Consider the following 16,083-nt stretch of genomic DNA (forward strand, 5'->3'; position numbering starts at 1 on the left):
CCTCTATTTCACCAAAAACCTGACCAGGATTAATTGCCAACTCCCGATCTGGATGAATCTCCGCCTCGGCGAGGCTAACGCCCATTAAGGTAATTCGATACGCATTAGGCATCAGCACCATCGAATCACGAATGTGAACAGATGGCATAAGGAATCCAAGCTCTTGCGAGAGCTTTTTGCGTACCCCCTTTATTCGGCCCAGAAGCTGCCCACCCTGCGATTTATCGACCATTGGAATTAACCGATATCCAACTTCAAGGCCAACAATGTCGACACTCATTACATCATCCCAACCAAGCTCGCGCTGCGGTTGGTCGCCAACGTCCTGTGCGCTTTCACCGGGGGGCAGCTCTGCAGGCCCACCACCAGGCTTTATCTGAGCACCACCCTTATTTGGCACAGGGCCGTCATAGTCTTCAACACTGGGCTCATTCAGTTTTTTATCTCGATACCAGCCGATACCACCGACGATGGCGGCTAAAGTAAGAAACGCGAAGTGCGGCATGCCCGGGACAATACCCATAATGCCAAGAATGCCCGCAGCAATATAAAGCGCTTTAGGCGCGAGAAACATTTGATCAAGGACCTGTGATGACATGTCTTGAGTTGTACTGACTCGCGTCACCATAATGGCCGCAGCAGTAGAAAGCAGCAGTGACGGTATTTGAGCGACTAGACCATCACCGATGGTCAGTAACGAGTATTTTTGCATTGCATCATTGAAGTCGAGCTCATGCTGGAGCATTCCGATACTCAAGCCACCAATCAGGTTAATCGCGAGTATCAGCAATCCTGCTATCGCATCACCACGAACAAATTTAGATGCACCATCCATCGCGCCATAAAAATCGGCCTCTGTCGCGACTTCTTCACGCCTTGCTTTTGCGTCTTCCTGGTTGATAATGCCCGCGTTCAAATCTGCATCGATGGCCATTTGCTTACCGGGCATCGCATCAAGCGTAAAGCGCGCGCTGACTTCTGAGACGCGCCCTGCACCTTTCGTCACAACCACGAAGTTGATGATCATCAAGATCGCAAAGACCACTAGACCAACCGCATAGTTCCCCCCGATGACCACCTCACCAAAGGCCTCAATTACTTTACCGGCGGCATCGCCTCCCTCGTGCCCTTCTAACAGGACAACACGCGTCGACGCCACATTGAGCGCAAGGCGAAGTAAGGTCGCGACAAGAAGGACCGTTGGAAAAATCGCGAACTCCATGGGACGGAGTGCATAAACACATACCAGCAATACGACCAGAGACAATGCAATATTGAAGGTAAATAATAGATCAAGCAGAAACGGCGGAACCGGCAACGTCATCATACCCAACATCGCGATCAGCAATATCGGGATCGCCATGTGGCTTTGCAGCATTTTTAACTGATTTAATCCAACGCTCGCTTGCATAAACCCTAACAACTCTAATGAAGTGACAACAACGATAGCGACGAGTTTTCGTCACATATGTCTCAGTTAGATGGTCTTTGCAAAAAGCGACCCAGTTTTAACGGGTAGAAGAATTATTTTACTGCGCCAATAAAGCATCACAGAATTAATCGTGCTGCAGATCGTCAGGAACCGGAAAGTCAGGCATATCGGGCTTCGAGCGAGCACGTCTGCGGAATTGTTTTAGTTGGAATACGTAAGCAAGAACTTGAGCAACCGCTACATAGAGACCTGACGGCACTTCGTCACCAATCTTTGCGTTGTAGTAAATAGAACGGGCAAGCGGCGGCGCTGCGACGAGTTCGATGTCATGCTCACGAGCAATCCCCCGAATCTTCATAGCGACCTCATCCACACCTTTGGCGAGCACGAGCGGCGCATCATCTCGCTCTGGCTTATAGCGCAGTGCAACTGAATAATGCTCAGGGTTGGTTATCACCACATCGGCTTCAGGCACATCCTGCATCATGCGCCGTTGCGAAATTTCACGCTGAAGCTGTCGCACCTTGCCTTTTACTTCCGGCTTACCTTCCGTGTCTTTATACTCATCTTTGATTTCTTGCTTGGTCATCTTCAGATTTTTGGTGTGCTCGTAAATCTGAAACGGAACGTCCACTGCGGCGATAATAATCATCGTGCAAGCTAAAAAGAAAAACGTCCAACCCAAAATGTCAGCGGCATGAACCATGGCAGGAATTGTCGCCTGATTGGCAATGCCGAGTAACTCCTCCGTCTGGAATCGCAACAATACAACCGCAAAAAAGAGAACAACACTCACCTTGGCGGCAGCCTTCGCCAGTTCAACCAACGCCTTCAAGGAAAACATCCGCCCGAGACCTTTAATTGGACTCATTCGACTAAACTTTGGGGCAATGGCTTTCCCCGATATCAACCAACCACCAAGGGCGACTGAGCCAGCAATCGCAGCAAGAAAAAGCAGTATCATTAGCGGCATTAAAGCGGTCATGGCCTCACCCGCGGCATCCATCAGATGCAAGGCCATTTGGTTTTCATCAAAAATGACATCACGAGATAAGTCGAAGCTATGCCTCATGACCTCAATCATTGCCTCACCGATCTGCGCGCCAAAGATCAGCAAGCCGCCCGTTCCAGCGATTAACAGCAAAGCGGTATTCAATTCTTTGGATCGCGCAACCTGGCCCTCCTCCTTGGCCTTTTCAATGCGCCTGGGGGTGGGCTCCTCGGTTTTTTCCTGACTACTGTCGTTGCCTTCTTCTGCCATGCTACAAGCCCTGCATATCTCGAAGGAAAAGGAAGGTATTTCTACTGAAGTCATCAAACTGTGGCAGAAGCCCACTGATGCTGACCCAAACAATAAAAAGCCCGAACAACATACCAATCGGGAAGCCTAGAGAAAAAACGTTCATCTGCGGCGCGGCTCTAGTCATAATTCCGAAGGAAAGGTTGATGATGAGCACCGCTGTAATGGCTGGAAGCGACATCACCAACGCGGATGCAAACAACCAATTAATTCGCATTAAAAAACCCCATAAATCTTCACGGGAAACACTGTTTGGCCCAATGATCTGATCTGAGATCGGCCATGCCTTGAAGCTTTCTACAACCACCTCGATCATTACGAGATGCCCGTTCATGGCGAGAAAAATCAAGGTAACGCCAACTAGGAATATCTGCGAAAGCACTGCAACGCTGACACCGTTCGCTGGGTCAACCATTGAGGCAAAACCCAAACCCATTTGCATCGCGATCATTTGTCCAGCAACAACAAACAACTGCATCAGCATAACAAACATCAAGCCCATTAGTGTGCCGATAAAGATCTGCTGCAAGGTTATATAAACGGAGGTAAAGGCCAATGCATCGACTGCAGGAACGGGCGGCAATAACGGCACAACAAGCAAAGTAACCGCGAAAGAGAAACCAATTCGAACCCGCATAGGAACGAGCTGGGTACCGATGATCGGAATGACCATAAAAAAACTGGCGATACGAAATAAAGGCCAAAGCCAACCCGCGACCCAGGCCGAGATTTGCGCATCAGTAAAGACCACAATTAGCCTATCAAAATAGGAATGTTATGAATCAGCTTCTCGGCGAAATCGATCAGCTTCTGCATAATGAAGGGCCCCGCCAAGATAAGCACTACTAAGGTGACCAACAGACGAGGCAAGAAGCTCAAGGTTTGCTCGTTAATCTGAGTTGCAGCCTGAAAAACACTCACCACGAGGCCGACCAGCAAACCTGGCGTCAGAACAAGAGCAACGAGAAGAACGATCAGATAGAGCGCTTCACTGACTAGATCAATTGCAACATCAGGGGTCATCGCACTCTCCTCTACAGACCAAAGCTTGCAGCCAATGTACCCATAATAAGCGCCCAACCATCGATCAAAACGAAGAACATAATTTTGAACGGTAGAGAGATAATGATGGGTGACAGCATCATCATACCCATGGCCATGAGGATACTTGCAACAACCATATCAATCACCAAAAACGGGAGGAACAAAATAAAACCGATTTGAAACGCGGTTTTTAACTCACTGGTGACAAATGCCGGCATCAACACCCAAAAAGAAACCTCTTCTGGCGAGTCCGCAACCTGCCCAGAAATACGCATAAATAACTCGAGATCATCTTCACGCGTCTGCGCCAACATAAACTGCCGAAACGGAATACTCGCCTGCTTCACCGCATCAAGAGGCGCTAACTCTTCATTCATATATGGCTGAATGGCTTCGGCATTCACTCGTTCAAGCACTGGGGACATAATAAAAATGGTCAGGAATAAACTTAAGCCAAGAATAATTTGGTTAGATGGTGTCTGCTGTAACCCAAGCGCCTGACGAAGAATCGCAAATACAACAATAATCCGCGTAAAAGAGGTCATCATCATAATCATCGCTGGCAAAAACGTCAGCGCTGTCATCAACGCTAATACTTGCAAGGTGATGGAGTATGACTGCGAACCATCCTCATTAGTGACGAGCTGAACAGCAGGTATCCCCGTCTCAACAGCAAAACCGAAAGAAGGTAAAACGACGAGTGATAAAAATACGAAGAGCAACCGAATCATCACTTAATCTCTGAATCGGCAGCTGGGGATTGCTTCAAGATACTCTGCAATTTGTCAGCAAACGCGCTAGGCGACTTAGTGTGCTCAAGAGCAGATTTCGCATCTGCGGCTTCGAGCTCTTCTTCCGAAAAATGATGCAACAATGAAATATTATGCGGCGTCGCGCCAATCAAAAACTGCTCGCCCTTAACTTCTACCACCGCGACACGCTCTCTTGAACCAACCGCGATCGCGGACACAATTTTCAGGTCACGCCCTCCCAAGCCGGTCAAACCAGAAAACCGCTTTACAATCCAAGCGATCAGCAAAATACAGATAATCATCGCGAGCAGTGTAAGCAAGACAAAAGGCCAGTTTGACGCCTCAGAAACACTCACTTTTTTAAGCGCAAAAGAAGCCTTTTCGCTGCTCGCCTCCTCAGCAGATGGACCTTCAAGCTCAGAAGCGTTTGTCTTGGGCGTTTCTGGCCCAGCAGCAGGCGCTTCAGGCGCACCTGGCTCAGCGGCGAGTGAGGAGACCGAGCTCGCACTCGCTTGTATACCATCGTCGCTCGCTTTAGCCGAAATGCAAATCAGGCTAAGCAACACAATAAAAGCGATTCGCATCATAAAGGTTTTCGCCTAACCTAAGCGACGAATACGTTCAGTTGGACTAACCACATCCGTCAGACGAATCCCGAACTTATCGTTCACCATCACAACTTCGCCATGGGCGATCAAGGTGCCATTAACCAAAACATCCAGGGGCTCACCGGCGAGGCGATCTAGCTCCACAACCGAACCCTGATTGAGTTGAAGAAGGTTTCTGATCGGAATATGTGTACTACCAACCTCCATAGAAATAGTGACTGGAATATCAAGAATGACATCTAAATCCGGCGTTGCTCCGCCCCCTGTCGCAATTCCTGCTGCAGCTTGCTGAACGCCTTCGGTGAAGCTTTCCAATGGCGCCGCTTGAATATCACTTTCCTCTGACTCAGCCTCGCCACCAAGCGCTTCAGCTTCGGCCATTGCGGCCGCCCACTCGTCTTCCGCTTCACCAGAGTCTCCAGACTCTTCCATCGCGGCTTCCCACTCGGAAGCTAGCTTTTCGTCTTCGCTTTGCCCTTCGTTTGGGGTTTCGTTATCACTCATGGTCATCCACCAAGTTTGAGGCCACGACGGCCCGATCCAGTTTTTCCTTAATCATTAACGCGAGCGAACCGTTTTTCTGCCCAAGTTGGGCACGAAACATCGGCACCTTGTTCGCGGTAACCAGCGCAAATTCAGGCATATCAACAGGGATGATATCCCCCTCTTTTAGGCCTGAAACTTTTCTAAGACTGATTTTGTTTTCCAGCAGTGTCGCGTTCACGGGCACCTCTGCGTCAAGCAGATCTTCGCGAATCGTATTCACCCAACGCTCGTCAATTTCGTCCACATCACTCTGTACACCCGCATCAAGCAACTCACGCATCGGCTCGATCATCGAGTATGGAAGTGCCAAATGCAGATCACCGCCACCACCGTCTAGCTCAATATGAAATGTGCTGATAACAACCACCTCACTCGGGCTGACGATGTTCGCCATCGCAGGGTTTACCTCAGAGTTTATGTACTCGAAGTCGACTTTGAACACGGCATTCCATGCTTCTTTCATGTCGACAAAAACCTGCTGCAAGACCATCTGTACAACACGATTTTCTGTCGGAGTAAATTCTCGCCCTTCAATCTTTGCGTGCCGGCCATCTCCGCCGAAGAAGTTATCCACCAATTTGAAAACCAGCTTGGCATCGAAAATAAACAGGCCTGCGCCGCGCAAAGGGCGCATTTTCACAATATTCAGGCTAGTTGGAACATAGAGGGTGTGGATGTACTCGCCGAACTTCATAATTTGCACACCGCCGGTTGATACATCAGCGTTTCTGCGCAACAAGTTAAACAAACTGATTCGCGTGTAGCGTGCAAAGCGCTCGTTAATCATCTCAAGCGTTGGCATCCGCCCGCGAACAATACGATCCTGGCTCGCAAGGTCATAGGAGCGGACACCTTCCTCCGACTGATCGTCGTCGGTATCGATGTCTCCATCGTCTACGCCATGAAGTAGCGCATCGATTTCGTCTTGAGAAAGTAAATCTTGCACGGGTAGCTACTAACCTATTCCATCCAAATTCGTTACTGCATTACAAAGTTAGTGAAGTACACAGCTTCTATTAACACTTCACCCTCAGCTTCGAGAACACCATTTATGACGCTTAGTGTTTCTTCGCGCAATGCCTCTTTTCCTTCAAGCGTTTGAGCCAACTTAAAGTCAATGCTGCCATATACCGAGTTCAGCTTGGAGCGTATCACTGGCATATGGTACTCGACAGCATCTAATGCGGCCTGATCCCGACTCATGACGTTCAAGCTGACCTGCATATATCTTTGCTTCTCATCGACACTAAGCGTTGCCAACATCGGTGGACTCAAATCCAAATATATCGCCGGAGCAATGACAACCTCTGGCTCTTCAGCGGTGTCTTCGCTCGCATCATCACCCATCAGAAAGAAGGTTGCGCCACCAGCCACAGCCAGCACTAACAAAGCTAAAGCGATGATAATAATAAGCTTTTTCTTGGACGAGGGAGCCTGTTGCTCTTCGCCTTCTTCTCCGCCTTCTACTTTATTTTCTTCTGCCACGTCAAAATCTCGTCCAAAAAACACTAAAATTCCGGCATATCATTACATTCAGCAATCTGCATGCCAAAGCCGTACCGGAGCCGATTTGAATAAAACAGTGTAGCCCTAAACAGAGCATAACGATTTGAAGTGAAGTCTAACCGATTGAGCGCCGAAAGAGCCCAAGGTTAAACAAGAGTAATATCAACGGGCCAAATTGCATCAGGCCGCATCTATCTATATGAAAGGAGTCACTCGGCAAGACCTAGACCTAGACCTAGACCTAGACATAGGCGTCGACGAGTCGATCTTCAGCAGAGTCAGACCGGGATTCGGTAATACGCTCACCCTCACCAACCTCTGTCGAATCAGAACCACCTATCTCACGGGAATAGGACTCCCCATTTGACTGAGTTTGGGACTGCGAACCAGAGTCTTGCGCAAGCGTTCCGCCTGATTGATCGCTTTCAGACTGAGAAGGATTATTTAGCATTTCACGGAGCCGATGTATGTTCGCTTCCAACAGTTCTCTAACACTTTGATTCTGCGTATTGAAACTAATTGAACTTTGGTCTGCTCCAACCTGAATACGCACATCAATCGGGCCTAAATCTGCCGGATTAAGATGCAACTCTGCGCTTTGGATGTTTCGCGCGTTCATCCACATAAGCTTTTGCCCGAGCTGGTTGGACCACTCCGCATCATCAACAGGAATACCTAAGGAGCTAACATAGGGCTTCGATACGTTCTGAGCCTGCGCCTCGGCGGCTTTAATATCGGCTCCCTTTGCAGTCTGTATTGATGCGTCTAGCTTGATGGCATTCACATCGACACTGTCGGCGGTATCGGTGCCACGCGCTATTTGAACGGACTCCATCGCAGCCTTAAACCGGAGTTCCGACTCTGCCTGCATTCCACTCACCGGATCAGAAGTCGCATTCGCAGGGGCCTGCGAAGCGAACTCACCAACGAGCACCTTATTAAATCCGGCTTGGTCATTCGCAGGCGTTAAGGCACTCGGATAAGCACCATTCATAGCACTACCACTAAGCCCGGATGCTTGTTGAGAGACGACTCCCTCTGCATCATTAACTATCCCGCTCAAAGGCGACCCGCGAAGTAGGCTAGCCTGTGCAGCACCCGTAACAGTCTTTTCAGAAGCACTCGAAGTGCCGCTAACACCAGCCCCTCCGGCTTCGGCTGTATTCGTTGCTTTGGCGGCTAATTCAGCGAGCTTGGCACTTGCGCTTTCAGACAACTGGCTAGCACCATTTATGTCGAACTGAAAATGGCCCTTGCCAAGGTTTTGTGTCCCACCCTTCATAGTGCCATTTGAGCCTGCGCCTGATGCTGACAAGACCGGATCAGGTGCTGCCTCTACGATCGTACCATTTGCTCGGCCTTGCTCAAGGATTGGCCCATTTGCCTTTGACAACACACTGATCGCTCGACCAAGAGAATCGAGAGGCGATGTTGTTCGGCCGTCAGATGAACCCGAACCGCCGTCAGACCGCACCCCATCATCCTGAAGTTTCAATAACGCCGTATGCGGAGGCAAAGCCTTACCGTCTTCCGGCGGCAAGCGCTCCTCGTCCTGAGGCAATGCATTTCCGCTTTCAGCATCCGCAAGGTCCTTATTTTGATCTACTAGATCAGAACGATGATTATCTCTTGCGGTCGTGTTGCGCATTGAATCTTTCTTCAAAGCCGTTTCAGCTTCACCATAGGCCTGCTTAAACCTTGGGCTATCGTCATGCTGTTCGGTGCGTGATACATCCTTCAAGTCCACTTTCGGGGTGGCAGAGGAAGGAAGTAAAGATAATTGCTGCATACCTTTTTCTACTCAAAAGACGGAAAAACATATCTAGTGAATACAAAGATCATGCCGAAAGCTGAAAAAGTCGAAAAAAGCGGAGCATCAAGTCAGGGAGAGAAGCGAAGAACCCACGCTCTCTTATTTTTCCGAGTACGCCTCAAACGCATACGCGACTAGAAATGGATGTGTGGAGAATCAGTTAATTGAAAACAACTGTTCAAAATTTGAAATAGTCAGAACCTTGCGAATATCGTCGTTACAATGACTAATTGCAATTTTAGCGTCTGCACCACCCGCATGATCGCGAAGTAGTAACAGCATTCCCAGTGCAGAGCTGTCTAGATAGGATGTCTCGCTCATATCGATTTCATACTCGTCAACATCCCCTTTAGCCGTCTCATATGCTGATCGAAATGCAGAGTGCTGGCTAAAATCAAACCGGCCATCAATACGAATTTTCAAACAACGGTGTGAAGCATCATAAGCGGCATCTACAGACATAGATTTCCTCCAATCACCTTACTTAAAATTGAGTAAGGGAAGCTTAGTTTATAATTTCAGTACTGCCATACCAAAGAGCGATAAGTGTCACAGTTATTATTGAATTTTACATGCATCCAACAATGCATTGCCTATCTTCGATATTGGCAAGACATCAACTGCGCCACCCATTTTCACAGCCGCTCCAGGCATCCCCCAGACAACACTGGATGCTTCATCCTGGGCGATGGTATGCCCTCGCGCATCGCGCATCCGGCGCAACCCTGCTGCACCATCCACCCCCATTCCGGTTAAGACGGCACCAACGCAAAATCTCCCTACATGCTCAATAGCAGAATCAAACAACACATCCACTGAGGGGATATGGCCATTCACCTTGTCTCCATCTAACAATGATGTGACGAGACGGTTTTCACGTTTTGCTATACGGAGGTGTCTGTCTCCTGGGGCCAGATACGCACACCCAGACTTGAGCGGCATGCCCGCTTTCGCCTCATATACCTCAATCGGCATTGTGTCATTAAGCCGGGCCGCAAAAGTGGCGCTAAAAGCCGCCGGTATATGTTGTGCCATTAGGATGGGAGGACAGTTTTTGGGCATATAACGGAGAACTTCTTTCAATGCCTCAGTGCCCCCTGTCGAACTCCCAATGCAAATCACTTTCCCTACTTTAAAGCGATCCTCCCCGGTATGAGACTTCGGCACTCCTGGCGCAGGGCGAGACTCTTGCGCCAACATATTTGCGCTTGCAGCAGATCGCACTTTTTCCTGAATAACCGTAGCGTACTGTGCCAGCTCGCCCCAAGCTCCACCTTGTGGTTTACAGACGTAGTCAACAGCGCCAATCTCCAATGCGTCAAGGGTAACAGGTGCCCCAGATGCGGTAAGAGTTGAAATCATCACCACGGGCATAGGTCTTAGTCGCATTAGATTCTTGAGAAAGGAGATTCCATCCATCTTGGGCATCTCTACATCCAATGTAAGAACATCCGGATTTAGCGCTTTAATCTTATCTCGAGCATCATACGGATCGCTCGCAACACCGACGACCTGAAGATCAGGCGCCTGACCGATAATCTCCGTCAATACCTGACGAATCAGCTCTGAGTCATCTACGATCAGCACTTTATACATTGATAAAACGTTCCTTATTCGATGGTGCGTAAAAGGCTAAAACAGCTCGACATCGCCGCTATCAATTGGCTTGGTCAATACTTGGCGGTAATCTCGCTCGCGTTTCACAATGGTGTCATTGGCAACAGACACCAGTCGCTTCATTTTGACTGCCCCTGTGTCAGGGAAATACAACACTTTTCTCGGGTAGGCGCCGCCAACATCCATTGCAGAAATCTGAAGCCCTTCCCTCGCGAGATAGGCTTTAACAAAGTCGACATTGCGCGAACCGATCTCTGTCATATTCGACAGCACATTACCGCCACCAAAGACCTTAACCTCTAGATTTCTGCGGCTACCACCCATTTTAAGCACCTCGTTTATTAGGTACTCCATCGCCCAATTTCCGTAGCGTGATGCCAATGCAACATCTCCACCCCAACTATCTGTTGAGTGCTCGCCCTCCTGCGGAAGCATGAAGTGATTCATCCCGCCAACACCAAGTTGCCGGTCTCTTATGCAAGCAGAAATACATGACCCAAGCACTGTCGAAATCAGCTCGCCATGCCGGCTGACATACAACTCGCCTGGCAGAATCTTTGCTGCAGGCATGTTCATCCGTCTATCCCAATAACGGTTAACATGCTCAAAACCCGGTTCTGGAAGCGGCAAGGGGCCGGTACTTACGGCAGCAGGTTGCATTGTCTAGCCCTTCAACTGATAGATTGTTTTGCCGAGCGAATTGAAGCGAGATGCAACAGAGTGAAGGCTTTCAGAGTGACCAATAAAAAGATAGCCACCCGGATTAAGAATATCGGCAAAACGGTTGAGCAATCGAACTTGTGTTTCTTCATTAAAATAAATCATGACATTGCGGCAGAAGATAAAATCAAAACGGCCTCGCATGGGCCAAGCCTCAAGCAAATTTAAGCGCTTAAACCGGACTAGCTGCTGCAAAGACGGGGACACCTTAGCGATATCCTTATGATTTCGATCAAATAGAAACCACTTGCTTTTGACCGATTTACTCAACGACTCGACACGCTCGATGTCGTATACACCTTGCGATGCTTTTTGTAACACGTTCGAATCCAAATCCGTGGCAAGAACCTTTATGTCCCACGCTTTCATTGGCAAAAATTCGTTTAATGTTAATGAGATAGAGTACGGTTCTTCACCGGTAGAGCAACCCGCAGACCAAGCCCGAATTTTGCCGTTGTTACCTTTCAGCAAATCGGGTAACGCGTTATTCGTTAAAAAATCAAAATGATGAGACTCGCGAAAGAACGAAGTAAGATTGGTCGTTATGGCATTAATGAAGCGACTGACCTCTGGCTGAGAGGTCTCCTGAATAAGCTGACAATAATCAACAAAGCTGGTTAATCGTAGGTCTCGCATGCGTCGCGCAAGACGCCCATAAACCATATCTTGTTTATGGTCTCCAAGAACAATGCCCGTATATTTGTATGCAAGCTCACTGATCGCCTGAAAGTCTTTTTCAGACATGTGAAATTCACGCTGTATGTCTTTGGCTGCCGCGCCCACAAACTGCCCTCCCAAGTCCGTTTAGTGAATACTATGCGTCGTACTTGTATCGTAGATCAGCCCTTCATTTAGATTAAGAAGTATCACCATATGTTCCGCTGTGCTCCCGAGACCTTTCACGTATTGCCCTTGCTGCTTGTCACGAAGCTCTGGCGCAGGCTGAATGTCTTTCTCCGCAAAATTGTGGACATCAGAAACGGCGTCGACAACGACACCCATGACTTTATTACTACCTTTGTTACTTGTGATATTTAGAATAATGACGACCGTCGCATCGTTGTACTCCAGATCAACCAAACCAAAGCACATTCGTAGATCGACCACAGGAACAACCGTGCCCCTTAGGTTCATTACCCCCAACACATGATTTGGCGAGTTAGGGATAGCAGTCACCTCTTCCCAGCCGCGGATTTCCTGCACGGAAAGAATATTCACTCCGAACTCTTCGTCCTGCATATGAAACGTAAGATATTGCTCGGCAAGTTGCACCTGCGACTGAAGCGCATCATCGATCTCGTTGGTAGATACACTGGGTTGCTGTTCATTACTCATAGTCACATCTCAAACGGGTTTGTTATGCAGCTGCCGTATCGTCGTCAGCAACCGTTTTCTTGTAGTCGTCACGACTGACGCCAGACAGCTTCACCAAGCCTCCAATATCCAAGATCAATGACACGGTGCCGTCACCAAGAATTGTCGCACCGGAGATCCCATCCACAGAACGGTAGTTTTCTTGCAGACTCTTGATCACCACTTGCTGCTGAGCAAGAAGATCATCGACCAAGATGGCGACCTTCATATTGTCGCCCTCAACTACCACAAGGAGGCCATCCTCTAGCTTTTCGGAATCGGGTTTGATGTTAAAAATATCCCAGAGTCTAACAATAGGCACATACTCATCACGCAAGCGAAGTACCTCGCAGCCAGATGAAACCCGATGGATCATCTGATCGTAGGTTTGAATCGATTCAACAATCGAAACCAGCGGGAAGATAAAGACATCGCTCCCTACTCGAATGAGTTGCCCATCAAGAATCGCTAATGTTAGTGGCAAGCGAATGGTAAACGTACTGCCCTCACCCGCTGTTGATTCGACCTCAACGGAACCATTTAGCTCCTGAATGTTTCTGCGAACCACATCCATACCCACACCGCGTCCGGAGATGTCGGTAATTTCCGCAGCCGTCGAAAAACCGGCCTTAAAAATCAGATCGTGAATTTGGTCATCGGAAAGATTATCTGAAGGCTTCACCAGGCCGTTTTCTATCGCTTTGCTTAAAATACGATCTTTGTTCAGACCTGCGCCATCATCAATAATCTGGATGACAATATTGCCGCCTTGATGAAACGCATTGAGGGTAATTTTACCCATCTCATCCTTGCCCGCCGCGATACGGGCTTCAGGTGACTCAATACCATGATCAAGCGAATTGCGAACAAGATGCACGAGAGGATCGCCAATACGCTCCATCACAGTTTTATCAAGTTCGGTTTGCTCGCCAAGCAATTCAAGCTCTACCTTTTTATTAAGAGACTTACTGGTGTCGTGAACGAGGCGCGGAAAACGCGAGAAAGCAAAGCTAATGGGAAGCATGCGGATGCGCATAACGCTTTCCTGAAGCTCACGGGTATGATTATTCAACTGATCAAGCCCTTCGAGCAATCTCGGCAAACGATCAACCGTAAAATTGCGTCCAAGCTCGCCTAACATAGACTGGGTAATGACTAACTCGCCAACCATGTTAATGAGACTGTCCACCTTGTCCGTTCCAACGCGAATAGAGGCGCTTTCCGGCTTCGCTTCCCGTTTAGCTTTTTGTTCTACTTTCGCGATCGGTGTTGGGGCTGCAGCAGACTCAGTCGCTGCGGCAATTGGCACATCTGCTGATTGGACGGATAACGGCGTATCAGCACTGTCGCCGACGCTGGCTTCAGGCGCGACACTTACGGCGTCTGTACTATCCGCGCCAACCTGTTTCGCGCTCGGCAAATTTGAGAGATCAAGGGGGTCAATCGTCAATTCTGACTCATCCACAACCCACTCAAAGACCTCTTCCACTTTCGTTTTTTCAACGTCGGCAAAGAGCGAAATATTCCATGCTGAATAACATGCTTCGGGCTCTATATTCGAAAGCTTGGGTATGCCAGAGCAGTCTGCCTGCACCTCAATTGGTCCAAGCTCTTGAAGTTCACGAAACATCCGAATGGGTTCATTCCCAGTTCTGAGAATATCGGCATCCGGACGAAAATAAATTTGCCAGCCCTTTGAACCGGAGTCGCGCGCTCCGTCTCCGACTGAATCAGCGGAAGGCGTATCGGCACCTTGCCCATCTCGGGCATTAAGAATCGCCTCAAATTCCGCTTTGAGCTGGCCGGCTAATTCGGTTTCACACTCTTGACCATCTTCAAGTTGATTCACCATTGTACGGATACAATCGACCGAGCGAAGAAACAGATCGACGTGTTCTGATTGGATATCGAATTGATCGGATCGAATTAAGTCCAGTAAGGTTTCGACAACATGAGTGAAGTCTGCAATTTGTTGAAAACCAAAGGTGCCGCTACCCCCTTTTATCGAGTGTGCTGCGCGAAAGATTTCGTCGATTCTCTCTGAGTCCAATGCCTCTGGATCAAGCTCCAGCAAAGCGGACTCCATGATATCGAGCCCTTCATTACTTTCCTCGAAAAAGACTTGATGAAATTGGCTAAGATCTACGCTCATCGTGTACCTCTAAGCTCGTCAAAAACTAGCCCATCACCTTTTTAATGGTGGCCAATAATTGATCTGGGTTGAAAGGTTTCACAAGCCAACCCGTTGCGCCGGCATTTTTTCCCTCAGACTTTTTGTCTCCTGCCGATTCGGTTGTCAGCATCAAAATAGGCGTGAATTTATACTCAGGTAGTGTTCGTAAGTTTCTTACTAACTCGATTCCATCCATTACGGGCATGTTCACATCAGAAAGAACCAAATCAACGGAAGCGTTTTTCGCCTTGTCTAAAGCCTCTTGACCGTCACCCGCTTCGATAACATCAAAGCCCGCCCCTTTTAGCGTGAATGAGACCATCTGTCGCATCGATGCAGAGTCATCAACAGCCAATATCGTTGCCATGTATAAAACCTCTATCCTGTCCTAGTGCGCGCAGGCGCTTTCGTTTTGCGATTCTTACACGTAACGTTCTGAAAGACTGTTAAAGCCTAGAAGCACCGTGCATTCCTTTAGTCCCTCGGACGCGAGTAGCTGTAACTCAACATTCACATCATCAGCACTTTCACATAGCGACGACAACAACTGAACGATTGAGGTATCAGCCCGCTCTACCGCGGTCGCATTGATACAAATCTTTGAATGGTCGTGAAGTAGAGTCTCTATCTGAAGGTGCAAGGCTTCTGCTTTTGCGATCGTCAACGCACCCTCTAGAACGATTTCATTATCTGACACGAACCACCTCTATTTAGCTGACTTCAAGGTCGCACGTCATGAAGCTATGCATGACGCGACACAACTAATGTAGTTTGGTTTTTTATAAATGCACGTTTGCAAAACAGCAGACTTAGAAAATAAGGTTATAAATATTTCAATCTTTTATAGCCAAAAGAGATATTTTAGAAAATAGAAAGTATGAGCTGCCCACTTCGACATGAGACGAAAACAGCAGCAAAAAATGCGGAGGTTCTAACAGGAGGTGAGTAATAAGATGGGTAAGCAGGAACCACTAATCCCATAGCGATTAGCGGTATTTATTTGCAACAAAATCATCCAAGATGCGCGCCTCTTCTTTCTTGTCTCGCTGCTGTTCGTATTGACGTTTAGCCTCGTCTCTCAGGCGCTCGAGAGAGCGTCGTTTCTCTCTCGCATGCACCCACAAGCTCTTGATCTTTTCAAAGAAAACCTGATTTTGTTCTACGACACGTTCTTGCTGACTGATCGCGTCGGCCAGTTGAGAAACAAATTGCTGATAGC

19 protein-coding genes are annotated in these 16,083 nt (G+C 48.3%); all 19 read right to left on the reverse strand.

The window, feature by feature from the left end:
- Positions 1-1,411, reverse strand: a 1,411-nt coding sequence (locus A3750_RS06805; RefSeq protein ID WP_156498467.1) for a flagellar biosynthesis protein FlhA, incomplete at its 3' end; no start/stop codon positions are given.
- Positions 1,412-1,556: 145 nt separating this feature from the next.
- Positions 1,557-2,693 (reverse strand): flagellar biosynthesis protein FlhB, encoded by a 1,137-nt coding sequence (gene flhB, locus A3750_RS06810; protein ID WP_068453455.1) that lies wholly within the window; start codon positions 2,691-2,693, stop codon positions 1,557-1,559.
- A 1-nt stretch (position 2,694) separates the two neighbouring features.
- Positions 2,695-3,483 (reverse strand): flagellar biosynthetic protein FliR, encoded by a 789-nt coding sequence (gene fliR, locus A3750_RS06815; protein ID WP_082863088.1) that lies wholly within the window; start codon positions 3,481-3,483, stop codon positions 2,695-2,697.
- A 2-nt stretch (positions 3,484-3,485) separates the two neighbouring features.
- The gene (gene fliQ / locus A3750_RS06820; RefSeq protein WP_068453459.1) at positions 3,486-3,755 is read right to left on the reverse strand and encodes a flagellar biosynthesis protein FliQ; all 270 of its coding nucleotides are present in this window, start codon (positions 3,753-3,755) and stop codon (positions 3,486-3,488) included.
- 11 nt (positions 3,756-3,766) lie between these two features.
- Positions 3,767-4,507: a flagellar type III secretion system pore protein FliP gene (gene fliP / locus A3750_RS06825; protein ID WP_082873220.1), complete on the reverse strand. Its 741-nt coding sequence runs from the start codon at positions 4,505-4,507 to the stop codon at positions 3,767-3,769.
- Entirely contained in the window at positions 4,507-5,115 is a 609-nt protein-coding gene (gene fliO, locus A3750_RS06830) for a flagellar biosynthetic protein FliO (RefSeq protein WP_068453461.1), read from the reverse strand. Before fliO ends, fliP begins: the two co-directional genes overlap by 1 nt.
- A 12-nt stretch (positions 5,116-5,127) precedes the next feature.
- Positions 5,128-5,640 (reverse strand): flagellar motor switch protein FliN, encoded by a 513-nt coding sequence (fliN, locus tag A3750_RS06835; RefSeq protein ID WP_068453463.1) that lies wholly within the window; start codon positions 5,638-5,640, stop codon positions 5,128-5,130.
- The gene (fliM, locus tag A3750_RS06840; RefSeq protein ID WP_068453465.1) at positions 5,633-6,628 is read right to left on the reverse strand and encodes a flagellar motor switch protein FliM; all 996 of its coding nucleotides are present in this window, start codon (positions 6,626-6,628) and stop codon (positions 5,633-5,635) included. The genes fliN and fliM overlap by 8 nt, the downstream gene beginning before the upstream one ends.
- A 32-nt stretch (positions 6,629-6,660) precedes the next feature.
- Positions 6,661-7,167, reverse strand: a complete 507-nt coding sequence (locus A3750_RS06845; RefSeq protein WP_068548120.1) for a flagellar basal body-associated FliL family protein — start codon at positions 7,165-7,167, stop codon at positions 6,661-6,663.
- A gap of 262 nt (positions 7,168-7,429) precedes the next feature.
- Positions 7,430-8,977, reverse strand: a complete 1,548-nt coding sequence (locus A3750_RS06850; protein WP_068548118.1) for a flagellar hook-length control protein FliK — start codon at positions 8,975-8,977, stop codon at positions 7,430-7,432.
- A gap of 180 nt (positions 8,978-9,157) precedes the next feature.
- Positions 9,158-9,463, reverse strand: a complete 306-nt coding sequence (locus tag A3750_RS06855) for an STAS domain-containing protein (RefSeq protein ID WP_068453469.1) — start codon at positions 9,461-9,463, stop codon at positions 9,158-9,160.
- Positions 9,464-9,559: 96 nt separating this feature from the next.
- Positions 9,560-10,597, reverse strand: coding sequence for a chemotaxis response regulator protein-glutamate methylesterase (locus tag A3750_RS06860; RefSeq protein ID WP_068548119.1), 1,038 nt, complete (start codon positions 10,595-10,597; stop codon positions 9,560-9,562).
- A 36-nt stretch (positions 10,598-10,633) separates the two neighbouring features.
- Positions 10,634-11,278 carry a chemoreceptor glutamine deamidase CheD gene (gene cheD / locus A3750_RS06865; protein WP_068453473.1) on the reverse strand — a complete coding sequence of 215 codons (645 nt, stop codon included), beginning with the start codon at positions 11,276-11,278 and terminating at the stop codon, positions 10,634-10,636.
- Between the two features lie 3 nt (positions 11,279-11,281).
- On the reverse strand, positions 11,282-12,121 hold the full coding sequence (locus A3750_RS06870; protein WP_068453475.1) for a protein-glutamate O-methyltransferase CheR: 840 nt from the start codon (positions 12,119-12,121) through the stop codon (positions 11,282-11,284).
- Positions 12,122-12,142: 21 nt separating this feature from the next.
- On the reverse strand, positions 12,143-12,673 hold the full coding sequence (locus A3750_RS06875) for a chemotaxis protein CheW (protein WP_068453477.1): 531 nt from the start codon (positions 12,671-12,673) through the stop codon (positions 12,143-12,145).
- A gap of 22 nt (positions 12,674-12,695) precedes the next feature.
- Positions 12,696-14,843, reverse strand: coding sequence for a chemotaxis protein CheA (locus A3750_RS06880; RefSeq protein WP_068453479.1), 2,148 nt, complete (start codon positions 14,841-14,843; stop codon positions 12,696-12,698).
- Between the two features lie 25 nt (positions 14,844-14,868).
- Positions 14,869-15,231, reverse strand: a complete 363-nt coding sequence (locus A3750_RS06885) for a response regulator (protein ID WP_068453480.1) — start codon at positions 15,229-15,231, stop codon at positions 14,869-14,871.
- 54 nt (positions 15,232-15,285) lie between these two features.
- Positions 15,286-15,561: an STAS domain-containing protein gene (locus A3750_RS06890; protein WP_068453483.1), complete on the reverse strand. Its 276-nt coding sequence runs from the start codon at positions 15,559-15,561 to the stop codon at positions 15,286-15,288.
- 289 nt (positions 15,562-15,850) lie between these two features.
- On the reverse strand, positions 15,851-16,083 hold a 233-nt coding region (locus A3750_RS06895; RefSeq protein WP_197474946.1), incomplete at its 5' end, for a flagellar FliJ family protein.

Source organism: Oleiphilus sp. HI0079, assembly GCF_001635105.1.